Annotated in this window: 22 protein-coding genes; 13 read left to right on the top strand and 9 right to left on the bottom strand. The window is 52.3% G+C overall.

All coding sequences use genetic code 11. The annotated features are described in order from the left end of the window. Positions 1-360 precede the first annotated feature (360 nt). The 8 genes from wecB to A3842_RS24070 are packed head-to-tail and all read left to right on the top strand — an operon-like array spanning position 361 to position 7,367. Positions 361-1,455: a non-hydrolyzing UDP-N-acetylglucosamine 2-epimerase gene (gene wecB, locus A3842_RS24105; protein WP_074102993.1), complete on the top strand. Its 1,095-nt coding sequence runs from the start codon at positions 361-363 to the stop codon at positions 1,453-1,455. Beyond that, entirely contained in the window at positions 1,445-2,431 is a 987-nt protein-coding gene (locus A3842_RS24100) for a polysaccharide biosynthesis protein (protein ID WP_074102992.1), read from the top strand. The genes wecB and A3842_RS24100 overlap by 11 nt, the downstream gene beginning before the upstream one ends. Further along, a complete protein-coding gene (locus tag A3842_RS24095) occupies positions 2,428-3,267 on the top strand; it encodes a dTDP-4-dehydrorhamnose reductase family protein (RefSeq protein ID WP_074084104.1) in 840 nt (279 codons plus the stop codon). Before A3842_RS24100 ends, A3842_RS24095 begins: the two co-directional genes overlap by 4 nt. Then, on the top strand, positions 3,237-4,262 hold the full coding sequence (locus A3842_RS24090) for an SDR family oxidoreductase (protein ID WP_074102991.1): 1,026 nt from the start codon (positions 3,237-3,239) through the stop codon (positions 4,260-4,262). The genes A3842_RS24095 and A3842_RS24090 overlap by 31 nt, the downstream gene beginning before the upstream one ends. Then, a complete protein-coding gene (locus tag A3842_RS24085; protein WP_074102990.1) occupies positions 4,259-4,975 on the top strand; it encodes a glycosyltransferase in 717 nt (238 codons plus the stop codon). The genes A3842_RS24090 and A3842_RS24085 overlap by 4 nt, the downstream gene beginning before the upstream one ends. A gap of 33 nt (positions 4,976-5,008) precedes the next feature. Next, the gene (locus tag A3842_RS24080) at positions 5,009-5,584 is read left to right on the top strand and encodes a class I SAM-dependent methyltransferase (protein WP_074102989.1); all 576 of its coding nucleotides are present in this window, start codon (positions 5,009-5,011) and stop codon (positions 5,582-5,584) included. Positions 5,585-5,610: 26 nt separating this feature from the next. Then, entirely contained in the window at positions 5,611-6,333 is a 723-nt protein-coding gene (locus tag A3842_RS24075; protein ID WP_074102988.1) for a glycosyltransferase family 2 protein, read from the top strand. Next, positions 6,330-7,367: a glycosyltransferase family 4 protein gene (locus A3842_RS24070; RefSeq protein ID WP_074102987.1), complete on the top strand. Its 1,038-nt coding sequence runs from the start codon at positions 6,330-6,332 to the stop codon at positions 7,365-7,367. The genes A3842_RS24075 and A3842_RS24070 overlap by 4 nt, the downstream gene beginning before the upstream one ends. A gap of 70 nt (positions 7,368-7,437) precedes the next feature. On the opposite strand, the gene A3842_RS24065 is transcribed toward A3842_RS24070, so the two are convergent. Continuing rightward, complete coding sequence (locus A3842_RS24065; RefSeq protein ID WP_074102986.1) at positions 7,438-8,514, bottom strand: glycosyltransferase family 4 protein; 1,077 nt, start codon at positions 8,512-8,514, stop codon at positions 7,438-7,440. Positions 8,515-8,715: 201 nt separating this feature from the next. Here A3842_RS24065 and A3842_RS24060 point away from each other — a divergent pair, with 201 nt between their 5' ends. Then, positions 8,716-9,702 carry a YhcN/YlaJ family sporulation lipoprotein gene (locus A3842_RS24060; RefSeq protein ID WP_074102985.1) on the top strand — a complete coding sequence of 329 codons (987 nt, stop codon included), beginning with the start codon at positions 8,716-8,718 and terminating at the stop codon, positions 9,700-9,702. A gap of 137 nt (positions 9,703-9,839) precedes the next feature. On the opposite strand, the gene nagA is transcribed toward A3842_RS24060, so the two are convergent. The 8 genes from nagA to A3842_RS24025 form a co-directional block, all read right to left on the bottom strand. After that, positions 9,840-11,036, bottom strand: a complete 1,197-nt coding sequence (gene nagA, locus A3842_RS24055) for an N-acetylglucosamine-6-phosphate deacetylase (protein ID WP_074102984.1) — start codon at positions 11,034-11,036, stop codon at positions 9,840-9,842. Further along, positions 11,024-11,752, bottom strand: a complete 729-nt coding sequence (gene nagB / locus A3842_RS24050) for a glucosamine-6-phosphate deaminase (protein WP_074103061.1) — start codon at positions 11,750-11,752, stop codon at positions 11,024-11,026. The genes nagA and nagB overlap by 13 nt, the downstream gene beginning before the upstream one ends. Continuing rightward, on the bottom strand, positions 11,752-12,630 hold the full coding sequence (locus A3842_RS24045; protein WP_074084114.1) for a MurR/RpiR family transcriptional regulator: 879 nt from the start codon (positions 12,628-12,630) through the stop codon (positions 11,752-11,754). Before A3842_RS24045 ends, nagB begins: the two co-directional genes overlap by 1 nt. Before the next feature lie 805 nt (positions 12,631-13,435). Continuing rightward, positions 13,436-14,974 carry an FTR1 family iron permease gene (locus A3842_RS24040; RefSeq protein WP_256701843.1) on the bottom strand — a complete coding sequence of 513 codons (1,539 nt, stop codon included), beginning with the start codon at positions 14,972-14,974 and terminating at the stop codon, positions 13,436-13,438. A gap of 73 nt (positions 14,975-15,047) precedes the next feature. Continuing rightward, positions 15,048-15,344: a hypothetical protein gene (locus tag A3842_RS33465; protein ID WP_256701842.1), complete on the bottom strand. Its 297-nt coding sequence runs from the start codon at positions 15,342-15,344 to the stop codon at positions 15,048-15,050. Positions 15,345-15,448: 104 nt separating this feature from the next. Further along, a complete protein-coding gene (efeB, locus tag A3842_RS24035; RefSeq protein WP_074102983.1) occupies positions 15,449-16,786 on the bottom strand; it encodes an iron uptake transporter deferrochelatase/peroxidase subunit in 1,338 nt (445 codons plus the stop codon). Positions 16,787-16,791: 5 nt separating this feature from the next. Beyond that, the gene (gene efeO, locus A3842_RS24030) at positions 16,792-17,688 is read right to left on the bottom strand and encodes an iron uptake system protein EfeO (protein ID WP_074102982.1); all 897 of its coding nucleotides are present in this window, start codon (positions 17,686-17,688) and stop codon (positions 16,792-16,794) included. 342 nt (positions 17,689-18,030) lie between these two features. Beyond that, a complete protein-coding gene (locus tag A3842_RS24025; protein ID WP_074102981.1) occupies positions 18,031-19,005 on the bottom strand; it encodes a LacI family DNA-binding transcriptional regulator in 975 nt (324 codons plus the stop codon). Positions 19,006-19,331: 326 nt separating this feature from the next. Here A3842_RS24025 and A3842_RS24020 point away from each other — a divergent pair, with 326 nt between their 5' ends. From A3842_RS24020 to A3842_RS24005, 4 genes are all read left to right on the top strand, one after another. Further along, positions 19,332-19,556 carry a helix-turn-helix domain-containing protein gene (locus A3842_RS24020; RefSeq protein WP_019908812.1) on the top strand — a complete coding sequence of 75 codons (225 nt, stop codon included), beginning with the start codon at positions 19,332-19,334 and terminating at the stop codon, positions 19,554-19,556. Between the two features lie 199 nt (positions 19,557-19,755). Further along, positions 19,756-21,726 (top strand): AraC family transcriptional regulator, encoded by a 1,971-nt coding sequence (locus A3842_RS24015; RefSeq protein ID WP_074102980.1) that lies wholly within the window; start codon positions 19,756-19,758, stop codon positions 21,724-21,726. A 27-nt stretch (positions 21,727-21,753) separates the two neighbouring features. After that, positions 21,754-22,341 (top strand): nitroreductase family protein, encoded by a 588-nt coding sequence (locus A3842_RS24010; protein WP_074102979.1) that lies wholly within the window; start codon positions 21,754-21,756, stop codon positions 22,339-22,341. 237 nt (positions 22,342-22,578) lie between these two features. Next, positions 22,579-22,833, top strand: a 255-nt coding sequence (locus tag A3842_RS24005) for a hypothetical protein (protein WP_218618698.1), incomplete at its 3' end; no start/stop codon positions are given.

Genomic DNA, 22,833 nt, shown 5'->3' with positions numbered 1-22,833 from the left:
GCATGACATTCGAGCAACTTAGTGATACTTTTTCCACTTAATCATTCGCCGGTGCTCCAAGGAGATACGTAACGGTTTACACAAACTTCTTACTACCGCACCTGCGCGCCACACGCACCCAACAGCAACAATGCCGTTACCGCCGCCCGCGCGCCACACGCACCCACCAACAGCAACAATGCCGTTACTACCGCGCGCCACACGTATCCAATAACGGTACATCCGCCACCGGTGCACCAAATGCGCCTAACAACGGCAAAAACATCATTATTCTCAGCCACCCTGGCGCCATAAGCGCCGCCACTCAACACCAGTCCGCCGCGTTCCTGCGGCAGGCTAACCTCAAAGGGGAGTGAACCCATGAAGATCATGACGATTTTGGGCACACGGCCCGAGATCATCCGCCTAAGTGTCATTATTCCGCTGCTTGATGAGCATGCAGAGCAGCATGTGCTGGTGCATACAGGACAGAACTTCACTGCGAGCCTCAGTGGTATTTTCTTTGCTGAGCTGGGGCTGCGGGCACCGGATTATGTGCTGCAGGATAAACAGGCGGGACTTGGCGGGCAGCTTGCCGCCATGTTCGGGAGCCTGGAAAGCATCCTGCTGCAGGAGCAGCCGGACCGGATTCTGCTCCTGGGGGACACGAACAGCGCGCTGTGCGCCATCCTTGCCGAGCGGATGGGGATTCCTGTAGTGCATATGGAAGCGGGCAACCGCTGCTACGACCTGAAAGTGCCGGAGGAAAAAAACCGCCGTCTCATAGATGCTGTTTCTACCATAAATATGCCCTATACCCAGCAGAGCAAGCGGCATCTGCTCAGCGAAGGCTTCCCCGGCCAGCGCATTGTATTAACCGGAAATCCGATTCACGAAGTGATTACCCGTTATGAGCAGCAGATCGGGGCTAGCGATATTCTAGCCCGGCTGAACCTGACAGCAGGCCATTACTTTCTGGTTACTGCGCACCGTGCAGAAAATGTGGATGATCCCGAATCACTCCTGCAGATCATGTCTGGACTGAACCTGGTGGCAGAGCATTTTGGCATCCGCCTGATCTGCAGTATCCACCCCCGTACCCGCTCCAAGCTTACGGAGCAGTTCAAGCTTGAGATGAACCCGCTGGTGGAATTCCATGAGCCTTTCGGATTTTTTGATTTTGTCCATCTGGAACGGTACGCCTTGTGTGCGATCACCGACAGCGGAACCGTACAGGAGGAATGCTGCCTGATGGGAGTGCCAACCGTAACCATCCGCCGGACCACCGAACGTCCTGAGACGGTGGATTGCGGCAGCAACGTTGTGTCAGGAGTGGAGCAGGACAGTATATTGCGCTGTACCCGGCTGATGACGTCACTGAGCCCTGAATGGGAGGCGCCGGAAGGTTATTTGACCCCGGATGTCTCGGTTAAGGTAGTCAAATTTTTGCTTGGAGGGAACCTGCATGTTCAATAATAAAAGGATTTTGGTGACAGGCGGAACCGGTTCCTGGGGGCATGAACTCATCCGGCAGCTTTTGCCGCAGAACCCGAAAGAGATCGTTATTTTCTCCCGCAGCGAGTCTGCGCAAGTGGCAATGAGCCGCGAATATGAAGATCCCCGTCTCAGCTTCATTATCGGGGATATCCGTGACAAGGAGGCTTTGGTAGCGGCCTGCCGCGGTGTGGATTATGTCTTTCATCTGGCGGCGCTCAAGCATGTTCCAGTCTGCGAAGACCAGCCGTATGAAGCGCTCAAGACTAATGTGGTCGGTACCCAGAATGTGATTGAAGCGGCTGTTGCATGCAATGTGGAAAAAGCCATTTACATCTCTACCGACAAGGCTGCCAATCCCTCCAACTTCTACGGTATGACCAAAGCCATTGGAGAGAAGCTGTTTGTCTATGCCAACCTGCTGGGCTCAAATACCCGGTTCGTAACGGTGCGCGGCGGCAATGTGCTGGGTACCAACGGCAGTGTGGTCCATCTGTTCATGAAGCAGATCAAGGATAAGGGGCAGGTACGGATTACCGATATGAAAATGACCCGCTTCTTCTTCACCCTGCGCGACGCCATCACCTTGCTGTTTAAGGCCTCCGAGGTTAGCCTCGGCGGGGAAATCTTTGTCATGACCATGCCGACCTGCCGGATCGTAGATCTGGCCGAAGTACTGATTGAAGCATCCGGCAAACCGGATGTGAGCATTATCGAAGCGGGTATCCGGCCGGGAGAGAAGATCCACGAAATTCTGATGAGCGATTTCGAGAGCCAGACAACAGTTGTCTACGATGAGCAGTATCTGGTCATCCTGCCTACACTGGATATGCCTGAACTGAAGGCTTATTACAGCAAATACCCGCATGTTTCCTTCAACAGCTTCAGTTCCGAGAACAACCTTATGAATCAGGAGGAGATCAGGGAAATCCTGATCCGGGGAGGGTTCCTAGAGTGAAGCTGCTTATCCTCGGCGGAAACGGTATGGCGGGTCATATGCTGGCGGATTATTTCCGCCGCCAGGGCAAGCATCACGTCTTCCATACAACCCGGGACAAGAGTGATCTTGGCGGGCTGTATATAGATGCAGATGATATCGCCGGAGTTGAAAAGCTGGTCGAAATCGTCTCTCCCCATTGCATAATCAATGCGCTGGGCGTGCTCAATCAATTTGCCGAACGGGATCCCATCGGCGCCTACCATGTGAACGGGTTTCTGCCCCACCGGCTGCGCCGTGCTGCGGACAGCATTCATGCCCGGCTCATTCATATCAGTACCGACTGCGTGTTCGAAGGAACACGCGGCGGTTACACAGAGGACGATAAGCCTGACGGCACATCCGTATATGCGATCACCAAAAGTCTTGGAGAAGTGCGGGACCCCGGACACCTGACCATCCGAACCTCCATCATTGGTCCGGAAATCCGCCCTTCGGGCATCGGACTGATGGAATGGTTCCTGGCCCAGAAGGGACCCGTATCCGGCTACCAGCGGGTAATGTGGAATGGGGTCACCACCCTGGAGCTGGCTAAAGCTGTAGATTCATTGCTGGACTCTGAGGTTTCAGGCCTGATCCATCTGGCCCACCCGCAGCCGGTCAGCAAATATGAGCTGCTGCGGCATATGCAGGCAGCATTCGGCAAGGAGGATGCCGAGATTATCCCCGAGTCTGCACATATTCAGGACCGGACCTTGATCAGCACGAGAGCGGATGTTCAGGTGAAGCTGCCTTCGTATCCTGAAATGCTGGCAGAGCTGGCGGCATGGATGAAGCAGCCGGCGATGACGACATGAAGGAGCGGAGGCTGCTAATTACCGGAGCATCCGGATTTACCGGAAGGCATGCGGTGGCTTACTTTCATGCAGCGGGTGCTGAAGTGACAGCTGTGGTACGGAGCTCTGCAGCTGCCGGTATCTTCCCGGCGGGTGTGAAGCAGCAGGTCTGTGATTTAAGCGACCGCAGGGCTGTCAAGACGATGATTGATGAGGTCCAGCCGGATGAAGTGCTGCACCTCGCCGGCAAAAACTCGGTGCCGGAGTCCTGGCGGGACCCGCTGCTCTATATGGAAATGAACGTGATGTCTACACTGTATTTGCTTGAGGGATTGCGTACCCGGCCGGCCCGCCGTATTCTGGTGGCCGGCTCCCGGCTTAAGTTCAAACCGGGCAATGCGGAAGGTCCGCCACACCCCTACAGTCTGAGCAAAACCCTGGAGGAGCTGGTGTCTCTTGCCTGGTGTACCCTGTTCCAGCAGCCTGTGCTGCTTGCGGAGCCCTGTAACCTGATCGGTCCTGGCCCATCAACTGGATTTTGTTCCTTGCTGGCGCAGCATATGGTACGGAGTGAGGCTGCTGAAAGCACTTCTGAAATACCCCCGCCGTTCAAGCTATCCTCACGGTATGCTCTCCGTGACTTCCTGGATGTACGGGATGCGGTCAAAGCCTATGACTGGATCTTGCGCAGCGGAGAGCCGGGAAAGATCTACAAGATTGACTCCGGCATTCTTCGGGAGCTTGGAGCGGTTGCAGAGCAGCTGCTGGCTCATGCGAGGGTTCCGGTAGGCATGGATTGGGGGCCGGAGAACACCGGAACGGAACAGGCTGCTGCTCCTGCGGCAGCTGCCGTTCCATCTTCAGGATCCGAAACATTAGCTATTCAAGAAGGATTATCCTCATCTTCCGGAGACGATGCTGTAAGTCTCGGCTGGAGTCCGCAGATTGAGTTGTCCCGCTCACTTGCGGATATTGTGGACTATTACCGGGCAAGCAGAGAAGGAGGCGTTTCATGAAACCGAAGGTATCCGTGGTGATTCCCTTTTTCAATTGCCCTTATATCGAACAGGCGCTGCAAAGCGCTTTGAACCAATCCTGGCTGCCCTATGAGATCATCGTTGTCGACGATGGCTCCACCATGCACGCAGACCGGATTACGCCTTACCTCCCGCACATTCACTATTTGGGCAAGGCCAACGGGGGGACTGCGTCTGCCCTGAATCACGGGATCCGTCATGCCTCGGGCGACTATGTGGTCTGGCTTAGCTCGGATGATATGTTCTACCGCGACAAAATCAACAACCAGGTGCTGTTCATGGACCAGAACCGCCTGCTGATTACCTACACCAACTTTAATTATATCAACGAACACTCACAATTGACTGGGCTTAACGCGGCTGCGGTATTCCCGAGCCACCTCGACTATTTACGTTGTTTTTTGCAGGGTAACCCGATTAACGGCTGCACGGTGATGTTCAAACGCGAGCTGTTCGGTGCCATCGGGCTGTTCGATGAGTCGCTGCCCTACACCCATGACTATGACCTGTGGTTCCGCTCGATTCTGAACGGATATCCGCCTGTGATGCTGAATCAGTCCTTGACCGCCTACCGGCGGCATGATGGGATGGGGACGATTAAGCATTATGATGTCATCATGGCTGAGGCTGCTGCTACCAATGCCCGTTATAGCCCTCTGCTCCGCGGATTAATTGCCTCGATGGGCGGCTGAACAGCGATCCGATCGCTATAGGAGGTGTGATCTATGTACCGGGAAATAGAAGTGAAGGATTTTCTTCCGGTTCTTCTGGAGCATCTGAAATTTGCGGAGAGTATCCTGGATGTGGGGAGCGGGACCGGTACACTCCTTGAACGCTACCAGGCTACGGTGGTAGTCGGCCTTGATATTCACAGGCCTTACCTGTTGCACCGCAAATATACAGCGCCCCATATCATACCGGTGCACGCCGATGCCGGACATATCGATCAACTGTTTCTTCCATGCACCTTCACGGCGGTGACGCTCATCGACTCCCTGGAGCATTTCACCATGAGCGAGGGCAAAGAACTTTTGCGAAAGGCAGAGATCATTGCCGCAAACCGCGTGGTCGTATTTACCCCACGCGGTTTCTTTCCCCAGGAAGGAACAGATCATTACCACTTGCAGGGGGAGCAGTTTCAAAAACACCGGAGTGGCTGGGAACCGGAGGATTTCCTGGAACGGGGATATGATGTGACAGTGCTTAAAGGCTACCATCATGCAGAGAATCCTTCATTCCGGGAAGCTTTCGGACAGAATCATACGCCACTGGACGCTCTGCTGGCCTGCAAAACCGTATAAATATCGTCCGGAAAGGGGGTGAGCGCATGAATCATGGAACCAAGGTTTCAGTGGTTATCCCATTTTACAATTGTCCATATATCCATATTGCCATAGAAAGCGTGCTTGCCCAGAGCTATCCGGATATTGAGCTGATCGTTGTGGATGACGGGTCAACCCTCCATACGGAGAAGCTAATTCCTTACGGAGACCGGATGAAGGTGCTCCATAAACCTAACGGCGGCACGGCTTCAGCTCTTAATTTGGGGATCCGGGCTGCCAGCGGGGCATATTTTGCCTGGTTAAGTGCTGATGACTGCTTTCATCCCGATAAAATCAGCCGGCAGATGGAGGTTATGCGTAATTCACACACCTCCTTTAACCATACGGCTTATTATTACATCAATGAACTCGGAGAGCGCTTTTCCGGTATTATAAGTGTACCTTTTTATAGCAGGGCCGAGCTTGTCACAACCCTAATGAAGGGCTGTCCGGTTAATGGCAGCTCCGTCATGATGAATATGAACATTTTCAAAAAGGTTGGGCTTTTTAATGAGAAGCTGCTGTATACCCAGGACTATGATCTCTGGCTCCGGATTCTGCCCCATTATGAATGGTCTTATATCACAGAACCTCTGCTGGATTACCGGGTGCACCAGGAAATGGGCTCCGTCATCCACAGCGAGGCGCAGAATCGGGAGATTAAGCAGGTACAGGAAATGCACTACAGTAATCTGTCAAGGCTGCTCAGAAAGGAGAGAAGGAGATGAGAATTACCTTCCCCATTCTGACGCTGTCCAGGGGAGGCGCACAGCGGATGCTCGTGGAGCTGGCCAACCGTCTTGCTGAAATAGGACATGAAGTGACTATTGTGATGCCGTCCAGCGGGATTGTGGAGTATCAGATGAAATGTCCGATTCTCTTTGCGGGAGCCGACTTGATTTCAGAGGATGATTTTCCCGCAGGCGATGTGATTGTCTCCAATTACTACAAGACGGTATCCGTTGCACAGCGGGCGAGTGAACTGGGAAAAGGGGTGCACATCCGTTTGGCGCTCTGCTATGAGCCGACGTTTCTTCCGGATAACAACGAATCCTTTGCCTCGTATCACCTTTCTCCGAATCTGCTGGTGCTCTCACGCTGGCAACAGGGGATTGTCCATATGAATCATGGGATTAAAGGGCGGATTGTACCGATTGGCCTCAGCTCCGACTTTTATAATATGCATATCCGTGAAGCGAGCAGCAAGCTTGTGGTGACTGCCATTGTACGCAAGCCGGAGGGAGGCTTCTCGGGGCACCGGGACCAGGGTTATCTGCTGCAGCAGCTGGATTTGATCAAAGGGCAGCATCCGGAGGTTGAGATCGATCTGATCACACCACCTGGTGAATATGCGGAATCTTCATGGCTGCAGTCTCTGTTTGCAGATGGTCACTACCGTCTGCGTACGCCTTCGAATGATGAAGAGCTGCGTTACCACTATAATGAAAGTAATATTTTCGTCAGCTCCAGCACCTATGACAGCGGCTCACTTCCTGGTCTTGAAGCTATGCGCTGCGGGGCGGCACTCGTGACAGTGTATTCCGGAGGCAACCTTGAATACTGCGTTCATAGATCCAACTGTCTGATGTCCTACCGGTATGAGAACCGGCTGGCTGAAGATGTTGTCACACTCATCCGGGATAAGGAACAGCGTGAACGTCTGGCCAAAAAAGGAGAGACAGGTTCATTGCGGTTCACCTGGGAGAGAAGCATGCAAATTTTCCAGTCAGAGCTATTTGAACTTTTATCCAGGCATGGGTGAACCGGGTTTATATATATACAAAGAACCTTCAACTCCACGTGGTTATGTGGGATTGAGGGTTCTTTATGTGCTAAAAAATGGCGAAGGAATTCATCATCTCGCGAAAGGACTGGGCGTATTTCTCGGAACCGAAACGGGAGATCATATGGAGGCGTCCCTGCTCGCGGATGAAGCTGCGAAGGGGCAGATTATCCATGAGCTCCAGTCCTTCGTTAACGGCAGCTTCCACATTGCCAAGCGGATAAAATTTCCCCGTTACATTATGGATGATAAAGGACCGCACCCCGTCAGAATCCGTGCTTAGCACCGGACAGGTACAGCAGACGGCCTCGGCAACAGCGTATCCAAAGCCCTCAGTGATGGAAGAGGATAACAGAAACCCGCCGGAAGCGGCTATGGAGGAGTAATATACTGGCATCAGATGATTGGGGATATTGGTGAATACATTCAGGCGGTCATTGAGTTCCAGGGCATGAAGTTCCGTCTGGAACAGATGCTTCTGCTCTGCGGTCGCAAGGTCCGGATCATGGAACATCCAGAGATGCAGATTGGGTTTGCTGCGGCGGATAACATGGGCAACCTTCAGGTATTCACTCCAGTTCTTGTTGGTCTCCAGACGCCCGACCCAGGCAATCACCGGATCACAAGGCGCTTCACCGGGAATGTGCCGGAAGGACTGGACATCCACAATATTGGGAATGACGTAACGCTGCAGCCAGGGACAGATCGAAATGAACAGCTCCAGCAGATGGTCAGTGGGCGGAATCAATACAGCATTACAATAATTACGTAAAAAAGGAACAGCCTCCGTGACCATGAGTTTTGCTTCGGTTTTAGTTCCCAGGCCTTGGGATTCGTAAATCAGAATACGGCTGTACCCCAGACGGCGCAGACGCTCCAGCAGCAGATAATCCGAAGTTACAATAATTGCGTCATAGTTATGGGTGTCGAGCACACCCTTAATATCTGTATCCGTTGAAGCGATAAATACAGGAAAGTCAGCCGTGCTCTGACTGCTTGACCCCGGCATCAGGTACAGCACATGACACTCAATGCCGCTGCGCTGAAGACTCTCGCACCGCAGCCTGTTCAGAGTCTCGACACCCCCGCTGGGGACATAAAATGTAAATAAAACCTTCAAGCTCATCCCTCCCTGACTTTACCTTGCGGAGAAACACCGGCGCCCTTCGCAAAAGCAGGGCCTGCTGTTTATAAGATACGCCGGACTTCCCTTACAGGTGACGATCAAAGGGCGCCATGCCAAATCCTTTCAGGATAGCCTGACCTGATGAGGGCTATCCTAATGATTGTTACGCTGCATATATAACAAGAGATGGAGGATGAATTCATGTTGCGATCGAAGATCAGCATGTCGGTTTCCGCTGCGCTGCTGCTGGGCGTGGTAAGCATCACAGGCTGTGGTACCAATAACACCGCAAGTGACAAGAATGTGCAAACCAAAAGTGTACGCGGAATCCATGACGGACGGCTGGGTGTCAACTCCATGAAGGTGAATGCCTTCGATAAAATGGAGATGAGCAGAGAACTGGCAGACCGTATTGCGGCCATGCCTGAGGTCCGTTCCGCCAATGTAGTTGTAGCAGGAAAAAGCGCATATGTCGCAGTAACTCTGGATGAAGCCTCAGGTGGCGTTCATGCCAAAAGCTACGGCAACAATGTAACGGGGATCGGGGGGCCAACGGGAATGATTGCCGGCAGCGGAAGAACTTCAGGCCGCACAACTACGGGTACCACCGGTATGAACGGTGCAAACGGCATGACCGGTAACAACGGGTTGAGCGGCACCGCTGGCATGAATGGCACCCCCGGCATGAGAGGTTCTAGAACCGGTGTACCTGGAATGACAGGGGTAGGCGGTTCAATCAATGGCATGTCGGGAACTCTGTCTACCGGCACAGGAACTGTGGGGGGGACAGGAACAGCCAACCCAGGGGGTTATGCAGGGAATGGGGGTAACGGCGTAATGTCCCGGAGCAACATGACCGATGGCCGGGTCCTAAGAAATGATATCGACAGAAGCATGGGTACTGCAGCGGGCACCCGGACGATTACTCCTTACAGCACCAATGGAACCCATAACACCGGCACCCTTGCTAACGATACTATGACCCGGGAACTGAAGGATAAAATAGCCGCCGAGGTCAGAAGATATGATCAAAATATCGACAAAGTCTACGTATCTGCAAACCCTGACTTTGTGGAACGGACAAACTTCTACGCTCAGGAATTCCGTGCAGGACATCCGCTGAGGGGATTTGCCCACGAATTCAGTACAATGGTTGGACGAATCTTCCCGACGCGCAGCGGTTATTAACTTAAGCAAAGCCTAAACGGATTTTCCTTAGTATTCCTAGGGAAGGTTGTATTATTCCAGTCGTTATCCCATACGCTCAAAAAAAACGCAGCCCCCTCCGGTCCAGCTTAATTCCGGGTTGGGCTGCGTTTCTGAATTCAGGATATATCGTTCATTTTACGGCCCTTTATCCAGACTCCGCGCAGGTTCAGCGCTTCATCCAGCAGCAGGATATCGCCGCGTTTACCGGCTTCAAGCGTACCGATGGTCCGCTGCATACCGATGGCCTCTGCGGGTGTAAGACTTGCTGCTCTGGAGGCTTCTTCCAGAGTCAGACCGACCTCCTCCACCAGATAGCGGAACCCTCGGATCATTGTTAACGTGCTGCCAGCTAGGGCATCCGGATTCTCCTTCAATCTGGCAACGCCGTCACGGACCAGAACGGGAAGATCGCCAATAGTGTATTCACCATCGCTTAGTCCGGTCGCCGACATGGAATCTGTAATCAGCAGCAGATTACCAGCATTCTTAAGACGGGACAGCACAGCGATTGCTGCTGGATGCACGTGAATGCCATCGGCAATAATCTCTGCGCGAATCCGCGCGTCAAACATAATGGCGCCTGCTGCACCCGGCTTGCGGTGGTGAAGCGGGGTCATCGCATTGAACATATGCACCGCCTGATTTAGTCCTGCATCGGCGGCAGCGATCACCTCTTCATAGGAGGCATTCGTATGTCCCAGTGCGGCAATTATCCCATGTTTGCGCAGCCATGTAATTGCCGCAAGTGCGCCTTCTCCTTCAGGTGCGAGTGTCACCTGCCGGATTAATCCCGGATATAAGGCTTCCCACTGCTCCATCCATTCAATATTGGCTGGAACGATGTGGTCCGGATTCTGCGCACCAGACCACTTGGGACTAATAAACGGGCCTTCCAGATGGACCCCGGCCAATTGGGCAAAGGGCATCGGGGCAGAGCGGAATGCGTGTACTTCCGAGAGCGCCCGGTCAATATCCTTTTTGTCTGCGGTCATCGTTGTCGCCAGCATGGTGGTGGTTCCCTGCGAAGCGTGAAACCGTGTAATGGTCTCCAGGGATTCAGCATCGGCATACATGAAGTCAAAGCCGGCTCCCCCGTGAACATGCACATCTACAAATCCGGGAATCAGCAGGCCGCCACGGGTTTCCGCGTTTCCGGCGGGCCACCCGGCATAAGCCTCCGGCAGCCAAGCCGCTTCGCCGACATAATGAATGGCTTCCTCTGATACAGCGATCACACCCTCCTGGATGATTCCTGCAGGTGTCAGAACTTTTCCGAAGAGCAACTGGCCTGTGGTGGATGTTATTTCAGCCATTTTGCCGCACCTTCATCCAGCAGTACAACGACATTGGGATGGCTCTGGAGCAGGGAAGCCGGGCACTGTGTGGTAATCGGACCCTCCAGCGCATTCTTCACCGCTTCTGCTTTCTCTTCGCCGCGAACCAAAAGTACAATTTGCCGTGCCTTAAGAATGCCGCCGATACCCATCGTAACCGCCTGCCGTGGAACATCTTCCCGGCTGTCAAAGAAGCGGGCATTGGCTTCCAGGGTCTCCGGCAGCAGATCAACGACATGTGTGCCGCTGGTGAGACTGGCATCCGGTTCATTGAAGCCGATATGGCCATTGCTTCCGATACCCAGAATCTGCAGGTCCACCGGACCGCCATCCTCAAGCAGCTTATCATAAGCGAGGCATTCTGCATCCAGGTCAGGGGCGTTGCCATTCGGCACATGTGTTTTGGCCAGGTCGATATCAATATGACTGAACAGATGTCCGTTCATGAAGCTGCGGTAGCTCTGCGGATGATCTCCAGGCAAACCTACGTATTCATCCAGATTATAAGACGAAGCTTTGGCAAAGCTGACGATTCCTTTTGTATGCATTTCAACCAGCTTGGTGTATACTCCGACCGGTGAACTTCCGGTAGCGAGGCCCAGTACGGCTTTGGGGTTGCTCTGCAGCAGGCTGACAATCAGGTTGGCTCCGGTCTGTGCAAAGTCTTCATCAGTTTTAAATTTCAAAATATTCATTAGGATTGACCTCCCCGTTTATGACGGTAATGTTGGACATTCAGGTAAGACTGCTCCAGCTTGGGAATAAAATCTCCAAAGCGTGTGCTAACCATTCCGGTGAACAAAATATCGATAATATGCAGCTGTGCGATCCGCGAAGCCATATCTCCCCGCCGCATGCCTTGCTCCAGTGAGGAAGAGAACAACGGGATATCGGCCAAAGTAGCCAGTGAACTACTGCCGTAGGAGGTCAGCGAGATCGTGGCTGCACCGCTGGCTGAGGCACAGCTTAAGGCGTCAATCGTCTCCGGGGTTTCCCCGGAATAAGAGATGGCGAATGCCACATCGCCTTCCTTGAGCGAAGAAGCGGATGTAATCTGCATATGGGAATCGGAAAAGGCAGTGCAATTCACGCCGATGCGAATCAGCTTCTGGTAGAAATCCTGGGCCACAATTGAAGAGGTGGCCATCCCGTACAGATCTACCCGCCGGGCCTGGCATAACAGATCAATTGCACTCTGCAGCCGCTCCAGATTAAGCAGTGATGTAGTATCCCGGATGGAAGCCAAATGATTGGCCTGCATCGCTTCGACAATCACAGAAAGCGGATTGCCTGCTACAATATCCTGATAAGAGGACCCGCCATCCTGAGGGGAGTTATCGCTGTGGGCAATTTCCGCCGCCAGCTTAACCTTGAAATCCGGAAACCCCTTAAAATGCAGAACCTTGCAAAATCGTGTAATTGTAGCCGGGCTGATGCCGCATTGCTCTGCCAGCTCCGTAATCCCCATATGGACAATTTCTCCCGGAGAGGCTAGAATTCGCTCCGCCAGCTTGCGCTCCATCTGTGACAGCTTGGATTTCTCATGCTCCAGAGCATGCAGGATGGGAGACATCCCTCCACCTTCTTTTCTTCAGATGTGATGAAATTATTTTTAATAATATAATACTATTTAAGAAAATTATTTTCATACATAGAATAAAGCATTACCAGTGAGGATGCAAGAGGGAGTTTTATCGGGCCTCCAAGGTGGTGGCGAGTAGGTGCCCAGTAGGTGGCGATGGCGATTAGTTAGAGTAGTTACTTAGGAGTTACTGAGAAGTTATTTAAAAAGAAGTTAAAGTAGTGTGCCCTCTCTAAAAGGGGGTATCGACGCTCACCGGTAGCGGGCGTAGGTTGGGCAAGCGCTTACTAAGGATGAAGCTGAAAAAACAGGGGAGAAGGCAGGTATCGCTGGAGAAAGTGGAAAAAGGAAAACTAATCTGTAGATTTCACCGATTTTTTATTAATTAGGTGGATAAAGTAGATTTAATTACCTCCATTTCCACGTCATTCAGTGATTTTGAAGTGAATAAGTGGACTTTTTCCAACTGAATACCTTCGGGGAGATTACAGAACAAAACGAAATGGAGAAATTCCACCTAAGTTACCTGGAAACTAAGGCAATCGCCAACCGAAACCATCTGAATTGTTGAGCTGCAAGCCCATCTATTCATAAAATCCGTAAGTGCTGTCCGATCACCAACACCGCAAAAAACCTCCACAGAGCGCAATAGCGGATTTGTAGTCCGTGATGCTAACTCTATGGAGGCGGTTGTAGAGTAGATAGGATTCTGATAAATCACACTGTAGAATGTAAACTTGAGAAGGCTCGTAATCAAGAAACGCGTTGTTATACCAGGCAGTTCCGCAATTTGCCGCTATTCGGCTGTCCGTGACTTGCCGGCTGCTCCTCTCCTGCGCAGCAGCTCCCAGAGAATGAAGACCAGCATGAGGAGCTGTGGCACCAGGGTTTCCCAGGTCGGGAACAAACCGAGCCAGCCGATGGAAGGCAAGGCGTTCTCCGCATGTGCAGGAAGACTGCCTGCTACCTGAAGGGCATGAATGCTCTCGCCGAGGAAGCGGAACACCAAATAGTAGATTAGCACTGTGGCTATGCGGAAGAAGGCGGCAATCGGCAATTTTGCACTTAAGGCGATAATGGCATAACCCAGGACGATCAGCACGGCCAGCGCGCCCCCAATCCCGAGCAACAGCTGCGAAACGGCGATGGAAGGAGCCATTCCCACATAGAAGATAGTGGTTTCCGCACCTTCACGAAAAATGGCCAAAGCCGCTACCAGGAACAAGGACCATAGATTGCCCCGGGCCAGCGCACCGTCTACCTGATGGCCTACATAATTGTTCCAGGCTGCCGTATTGGACTTGCCGTGCAGCCAGCGGCCAATCGTGAGCATCATCACCACGGCAAACAGCCCGGTAATGCCCTCAATCAGCTCGCGTGCTCCGCCGGAAGCCGCTTTGGAGATGGTCATACTTAAGATGACAGCGAGCAAGATGCTGCCGGCAAGTCCGGCTGCGGCCCCGGACCAGATCCAGCGCCGGGTTCCGGGAGTACCTTCCCTCTTGAGGTACGAGAGGAGAGCGGCGAGCACAAGAATGGCCTCCAGACCTTCGCGCAGCAGAATCAGTGCAGCGTCCCAGGCTGTATAGCTTGTTTCTCCGGCCAGCGGTGTCAGCTCAGAGAGCATATTATCCATGGCCGTAAGCGCCTGATCGAGTTTGGGCGGATTGGAGAGAAGATCGCCCGTGACCGCTGCACTTTCATTTTCAATATTCGCGTAGGCCTTGGGCGACGCAATCTGCACCTTGCCTTCGGCTGAAGGCCAGGCCGTGATGAACTGCTCCATGATGCCTGCTGCTTGTGCGCTGTTACCCGCGGTTGCTGCGGCGGAGGCCTGCTTCAGGTAGCCGATCAGGGCTTCAACCGATGCCGGCTCCGCGGAGGCGCTCTCGGTATCGACTGCTTTGCCTTCACGATAATCGGCTAGCAGCGTATACAGCGCTTCCGCTTCGGTCAGTGCGGCTTCTTCGCGCAGCGGCTGAGCCTGCAGCGAGATACGCAGCAGGCTCATCTTCGTCTCCAGCAGGCCGTAGACGGCTGGATTATCGGCGCGGATGCCGCGCTCCGCCGGCTTCCAGCCGCTCACCACGGCGCGGTACGCTTCCGCGGCCGCAGCCCAGTCGCCGCTGCGCGCCGCCTCCCGCACGCGCTCTGCCGCGGGCAGCAGCTTCGCCGCCGCTTCACGGCCGGCGGCGCTGGAGTCCGCGCCGCCCGTGCCGGAGGCGGCGCTCACATACGCATCCACGCTTCTGGCAAGCGTGGACAGCGCGGTTTTGGCGGGCGTTTCGCCGCCCGCCGCAAGGGCTGCCGCCGCGTCTGCGAGCGCGGCGTCCACAGCGGAAGCCGGACCGGCGAGTGCCGGGTCCGGCGTGCCGGCGTTCGCGGTGCGCCACAGCGCAGCGAACGTGTCAACATCGGCGGCGGCCGCGTCCCAGCGGCTCTGGCCGGCCTCGACGAGCGCGCTGCCGCCTGGCGGCAGCAGCTCGTCCAGCGGCGTGCCCGCCGCCGCGGCTGTGGCTGCTGGCCTGCTGAGCAGCAGCAGGCACAGGCAGCCGAGCAACACGGCTGCGTGCAGCCCGTAGCGCTGCGTCTTCCTGCCCGATTCCGGTACAGTCAGACGCTGACGTGGTTTCGGCAGCCATCCGCCCGGGACTTTTTGCACCAGTTTCTGTACCAACAACAACATCGGGAGTACCCCTTTCCATTTTAACCGGGTAAGCCGGAAGTCGGGTTTGTGCTCTTCTATGGTTGTATATGCCTTATCCTTCACTGCGATTGACCCCCGTTTATCTTTTTTTTGTTCGCGTACTCAGCCCAGCAGGGCTTCTCCGAGGTATCCGCCTTCGCGAACGCCCGGCAGGCAGGCAAATACCGCGCTGCCGGTATGTACCATGTATTCGTTCAGACGGTCATTTTTGGCGAGGCGCTTCTGAATGCTCACGAACTGCTTCACCAGATCCTTCTGGAAACTGATGAACAGCAGACCCGCATCCAGTTGCCCGGTGGTAAGATCCATGCCGCTGGAAAAAGAATAAGAGCGGCGCAGCATTTTGACTGTGCCGTCCCCATGGGCGAGTGCCGAGTGGGAATCGGAAGGGATGACCGGCTTCCCGGCAGGATCGGCCGCATCTAGGTTCAACTTGGCGAATTCATCGGTAGCTCCGATAGGTGCGCCGCTTTTACGGTGGCGTCCGAAGGTGGCCTCTTGATCACTTAACGAGGAACGGTCCCATACCTCAATGCGCAGCCGCACCCGGCGCACGGCCATGTAAGTGCCGCCGTTCATCCAGGCGGGGCTTTCGCTGCCGCACCAGACCACTTCGCGCATTTCGGCCGCATCGGTAACATTGGGGTTGCCCGTGCCATCCTTGAAGCCAAGCAGATTGCGCGGAGTGCCGCCTTTGGGGTCGGCACCGCCAGTGCGCTGGAAACCTTCCTGTGTCCAGCGGAGTACGGCGGTTCCTCTAGCGATGCGGGCCAGGTTGCGGATGGCGTGGAACGCCACCTGCAGATCGTCCGCACAGGCCTGCACGCAGAGATCGCCGCCGCACCACTGCGGATCCAGACTGTCTCCCGCAAAGGCCGGAAGATCGGCGAAGGTAGACGGACGTTTCGAAGCAAGTCCGTAACGTCCGTCGAAGAATGAAGGGCCCACTCCAAAAGTAATCGTACATTTGGAGGGGGTGAGCCCGTCGGCTTCTCCTGTATCGGATGGAGGCAGGTTTGGATTTTCATTGGCGTTGCCGATCAGGGTTCCTGAGGTCAAGGCAGCCACAGCCGTGGTCCAGGACTGCAGCAGCTTTTTGACATCGGCGATGCTGGAAGTCGTCAGATCAAATGAAGCGAAGCAGAGGAAATTTTGCGCAGGAGTCAGAATTCCGGCCTGATGGCTGCCGTAGAACGGGATGATATCCTCACTGGAGGCTTGCGGTGCAGGAGCGGCCGGATGGACTGCACCGCTGGCCGCCAATATACCGCTAACCCCGCCGCCGCCCAGCAATAGTCCAAGGCCGGAGGCTCCGGTAAGCCGCAGCATCTCGCGGCGGCTTAGTTTTTTATCGAAGATTTGTCCACTCTTGGTTCCGTTCTTAACCTCTTCTATGGCTTCCTGCCCGTTATCGTACAGGTTGTTTACTTTCTTTTTCATGCCGGTCACACTCCTAGAATGGTCCCCATATTGGAGAGGGGTTCCGCCAAAGCGTCGAGATTCTGGCTTAATTTACGTACTTCATCTTCTTTAAGAGTTTCATAGGAAACGTATCCGTCCCCGGATTTAAAAGGAGCCAGTTCGGCCAGCAGAGCGGTGAACTTGTCTCCGATCGTTTTCTCCAGTGCCGGATCTTTCTTGGCCAGCTCGGGCTTCAGCAGCTCATAAATCTTCTGCGCACCTTCCACGTTGGCAACAAAATCATACAAGTCCGTATGGGAGTAACGTTCCTCTTCACCGGTTACCTTGGAGGAGGACACCTCGTTCAGCAGCTCGACAGCTCCTGTAACAAGCAGGCTTTCGTCAATATCCACCGTTTCGACCTTGGCGCGCAGCAGCTGGGCGTCCTTCAACAGCTGATCTGCCACCTCGGCCATTCCGTTTGTGGTCTTATTCTGCCAGAGTGCTTGTTCAATCTTGTGGAACCCCCGCCATTCAGCCGGATCTACATCATTCTCACGGGCATCAATATTCGGGTCCAGATCTCCAAGCGCCTCAGCAATCGGCTCGATCCGTTCGTAATACATGCGGGCTGGAGCGTACAGCGCTTTGGCTTCATCCAGTTTTCCGGCTTTGACAGCATCGGTAAAACCTTCAGTCTGCTTCACAAAAGCATCGCTTTGTTCAATGACGTAGGCACGGTATTGCTCAATGGCAGAGGTGAAGTCAGCAGCGGCGGCAGAAGTTTCGGCATTAACTGCTGGAGCATTCGTTGCAGCAGCTGTGGCCGCTGCCTCATTATTGGAGTTATTTTCTTTATTATTGTTGCCATTGTCCCCACAGCCGGCAAACAGAATGGAGGCCGCAATCAGGCCGGCGGGAAGCGCATAACTATACTTCACTCAAAACACCCCTTTTTTATATATGCAAATGATAATCGTTATCACTAGTGCTGGATTTATCATAAGTGTCTGCGCAAGGGCTGTCAATATAAAAATGTGATTTATATCACTGTGTTGTCACTGCATGAAATATCACGCGCGCATGAGGAGCAGCCGGATAATTGCTAGGGGATGTCAGAGCAGAAGTGAGGAGAAAGTGACAGGGGAGTAGAATGTTGTGTGTAGGAAGGGGGTGAACAAGAAGCTGAGGTCTGGGAAACTCATTGCAGTTTGTACAATGGAATATCCTGTTCAGGCGCACCCCAAGCGGATCTTTATCCGAAGCTTGTACACACCTTGGCTTTACACCGTAGACCGCTCAATAATCCGATACTCTAGTTTGCGGGTCACCGGAAGGCTGCTGCCGTGAATATGCTTATGGACAATTTCGAAGGCCGCCGAACCCATCTGATAGAGCTGGTTGTCAATCGTTGTGATCTCAAGCAGCCGTCCGATTGGCTGGTTGTCGAACCCCATCACTGCAAGCTCCTCCGGGATGCTGAGGCCGTGCTTGCGGGCTTCAATAATCAGGCCTGCGGCCACATGATCGCCGGAAATAATCATCGCTTCAGGCCGGTTTCGCATATCCAGCAGACGCCGGGCCACCTCCGCACCGTCCTCTTCCCGCACACAGTCGAAGATCATCCACTCCGGATCGAAGGGCAGCCCTTTTTCCGCAAGAAAATCCTGAAAAGCACTCTGGCGGATAGAGGCACTGCTGCCGTTCTCCCGGCCTTCACAATAACCGATTTTGCGGTGTCCCTTGCTGTGCAGATAATCTAGCCCGTGGCGGAATGCGGCATAATGCTCAATATATACGGAAGAGTACGGGCGTTCCCCGCTATTCTGACAGGTTACAATAGGTCCGTAAGCACAGTAGGGCTCAATCCTCTCAGGCTTCAATGCGGTCGAGACAATGACTACACCGTCAATTTCTTTGTTCCGCAGCATATCCAGCACTTTAAGCTCCTCTTCGGGGACATAGTTGGTCTGGCACAGAATCAGACGATATTGCGCCACCAGCGCTGCTTGCGCCAGCCCGTCCATCACCACCGAGAAATAGAAAGAGTTGATCATCGGCAGAATAACCGCAACCGCCCCGGTGCGGCCTGTAATCAGATGAACAGCGTTCATATTGCGTGTATAATTCAGCTGCTCTATGGTTTTCAGCACGGCTGTTCTTTTGTCTTTGCTTACATAAGGATGATTGTTCAGCACGCGTGATACAGTCGTTACGGAAACCCCGGCAATGCGGGCAATTTCTTTGATATTGGCCATCGGACCGCCTCCTGGGACAAGAGATATAGTTCTTCTATTTTAGCATATTGTTCGCTTGCAGCCCTCCGAATATAAAGCTTGCTATGGAATCCATTTCATAAAATATACTGAAGCTGCACCAGCATTACCGGAGAAACCGGCGTGACCGCAAGGGCGTGACGGACCGGTATATGTAACAGGTGTGCTTTCTGATGGACAAGCAGGCGCAGCCGCCCATTTTAAGGCAGTCACCGCACCAATATCACCCCCCATACATAAAATGATTTTGACTGTATCCCTTTACCTTGTTATACCAAACAAACCCAGGGCAAGGAGGGGTGACACCATTGAAAGGGAACGAACATCACAGCAAATTTCTCTTGACGCATCGTGAGCGCGAAGTATTCGAGCTTCTTGTGCAGGACAAAACCACACGGGATATTGCCGGATTGTTATTCATCAGTGAGAAAACCGTCCGCAACCACATCTCCAACGTCATGCAAAAACTAAACGTCAAAGGCCGTTCGCAAGCGGTTGTCGAGCTGATCAAGCTTGGGGAGCTGAAGATATAGCTGCCGTGCTACAGAAGCGACGCGTTTACGCCTTCTTTTACCTTTAGGGGTGAGGGGAGGTTTTTTGTTTGTTCACTCCATGCTAGTAGTAAGATATCCATTGTAGTTGAGAATGATTATCGATAGAATGGGTATTAGTATAAATGTAAGCATTTCTTGCTGGTTTTAGCATACATAAAGTTTTATGGAAGGTGAAGCGATGGACTTAGAAGAGCATATTAGGCTTTGGAATCTGGCCTCGATCAGAATATGGGATGTACGGCATAGGGTGTTACGTGCCGGCGAACAAGTCAATGCCTATCGATTGCCTGTCAGCGGGTTTTTATATACGATACGGGGAAGTGCGGCAGTTACGCTGGACGGCACCACGTACGCAGTTGATAAGATGCAAGTCTTGCATGGAGGTAAGGGAGTATGTTTGGATATTTCCCTCACGGATAATCACTTCGAATATTACATAATACTCTATCGGGCTAACCTGTCTTTGTCGGGCAGTCGTGAGATTCAAACGATATTAAGGCAACATGCTCCATTTCATGTTCAATATGCTTTTGTCCCAAGCGATCCCGTCGACTTATACGACAAAGTCCAAAAAATAGACCAATATTGGAGGCTGACGGATGAGTTTGCGAAATTTCAGGTGAAAACGCTATTCTACCAATTTATTAACGAATTGATGAGACAGCTAAGTATGCAGGATATTCAAACTGCCAAGCCCAATCTGGTCGCCCAAGCTATTCGTTATCTTCATGAAAACTATGCTTTACCGATTATGGTCGAACCATTAGCGGAACTTCTGGACTGCAGCGCAGGGCATCTGTCGAGAATCTTCAAGAAAGAGACTGGAAGCAGTCTAATCACATATTTAACCCGGATTCGAATGGACAAAGCCAAAGAGCTGTTGTTGCGTACGGACGCATCCCTGCAGGAAATTGCCGAAGGTATAGGTATCCCGGATGTTATTTATTTCAATCGCTTATTCAAAAAGCAGGTAGGGGTATCTCCAGGCCGTTTCAAACAGGTGTGCATCAGTCTGCCTGGGAGTCAGGATATTACTATAGGAAGGTCAGAATTGTCCATTGTCAGGCATAAACTTCGCGCTTATAATCCTACTGATGATGATAATCATTATCAATATAAACGAGAAGGAGACTTACGCACGCTCATGAAATCGAGACAATCCGTTACGATGCTACTGATTCTCAGCCTTACGCTATTATTAGCTGCCTGCTCCTCCTCTCAGAATACTTCGCCAGCAAGCGGGAGTGGACAGAACGGCAGTGCGCAACCGACTGCTGTTGCACAATCTACAGAACAGCCAGCCGTACAAGAGCGGGTGATTAAGCATGCATGGGGAGAAACTGTCATTAAGGGCGAGCCCAAGCATATTATTTCGCTGTTCCCTGCCGCTACGGACTATTTACTAGCCCTCGGCATTGTACCCCAGGCTGCATCGAGTAATGAAGAAGGCAGTGATCGGTTTCCTACCTATCTGTCAGATCAATTGGAAGGGAAAATGAATTTGGGTTGGCAGGTGGATCCGAATTTTGAAAGTATATTAGCGACAGATCCGGATCTTATTATTGGTCAGGACTTCATGGGTGATGCCTATGAGAGTCTCAGTAAAATTGCTCCCACCTTGCTCGCAGAGAAGGTGAAGGATGAGCAAGGCGTTATTCGTATGAAAACGAGCTTGCTAAAAATGGGGGAAATGTTAGGCAGGACGGAACAAGCCAAGCAGGTTATTGAAGAATATGAGAAAAAGGCTGCAAAAGCCCGTGAGAAGATCAAACAAGCTATCGGAGATGAGACAGTGATGTTTCTACGGCTATCCGATAAAGAAGTGCGGTATTACAGTAAACGAAATTATGAGGTTCTTTATGATGATCTCGCCCTTACTCCACCTTCTTCTATACCTGATCCGGCTGAATCGATGCAGATTATCTCCATGGAGTCATTGCCATCTATTAATCCGGACCATATTTTCCTCCTGTCATCAGACCCGGAAGAAACAAGTGAGTTGCAGAAAACTGCAGTGTGGAAAAGCCTGAAGGCTGTTAAAAACAACCATGTCTATATCGTTGACTACGGCTTGTGGTTCCAAGGACCGGGCGGTCCGATCGGACAAAGTAAAATTATCGATGAAGCGGTGCATTGGCTCACCCAATAAGGGAATGCGACGGGAGGATCAACCGATATGGTAACATCGGCAATAGAGATGCTAATTCGTGAAAGAAGAACCATTCGTCAGTTCAATGAAAAACCGCTGGCAAAAGAAACGATCGTAAATTTGTTGGAAGCAGCTGTATGGGCACCGGTACATTCACGCAAGGAGCCGTGGCGATTCATCTTATTTATGGAAGAGGGAAGGAAGCGATTTGCTGATGGGGTCCTGCATACGTTCTCCAAGGACGAGCGGGAGCGCTGGGAAGAGAAGCTACAGAACGATTACTGCGAGCGTATTCAAGCTCATCTGCTTGTTGTTATCGAGGCCGATCCCAGACAACGGGAATGGGAAGACGCTGTGGGTGCAGGCTCAGCCCTTATTCAGAACATACAATTGCTGGCATGGGAGCAGGGAATTGGCGTAGTGTGGAAGACGAATGAATATAATTTCGATCCCGATTTCTGCAGACTGACAGGTGTGAGGCCAGGCGAGAGAATCATCGGCACGCTTCATCTTGGTTATTTCGATCAGGATAAGATTCCTAAGCCCCGTCCTCGTACACCCGCACGAGAACTGCTGACCTGTATCTCGTCCGTAGACGGAGATGAGCAGCTGTAATAGTAATAGATGACTCCAAAAGGATTGGAGCCTTTGAGGTTAAACAACCTTGAAGGCTCCATTTTTATTCCCAGTATTTAGAATAGTTGCTATACTGAACATTATACTATCAGCAGACAACCCTGTACTCTAAGTCCGTGGGAATTGTTGCTTACCCCTAAAGCCAGTGAGGTTTCGTGAATCCATGAACGTTATACAAAAGGACGAAGCATGGAATTAATAAGGGAGTGATGATTAATGACCACAAGAAAGCTCATTAATGATTTTGATTTTATTTTGTTTTCTTTAGATCGTAGGTCTAGTTTACAGTTCACTTTCATTGACATTGAAACAGAAAGATATCCATCAATTTCATTTTTAGTAGATGTCATTGATCATTCATTTAAAGGTTCAATTGAAATTTGGATAGAAAAGAATATACTTGAGGAATTTTATAAAAGCCTCAAAGAAACGATGAATAGCAGAGAAGGTAATTTGAGCTTAGGTTCAATG

Source organism: Paenibacillus sp. P3E, from assembly GCF_001909045.1.
In the GTDB taxonomy this organism is placed as follows: domain Bacteria; phylum Bacillota; class Bacilli; order Paenibacillales; family Paenibacillaceae; genus Paenibacillus_AQ; species Paenibacillus_AQ helianthi.
Note: the sequence above shows the minus strand (reverse complement) of the source record. Positions and strands in the feature narration are given on the sequence as shown.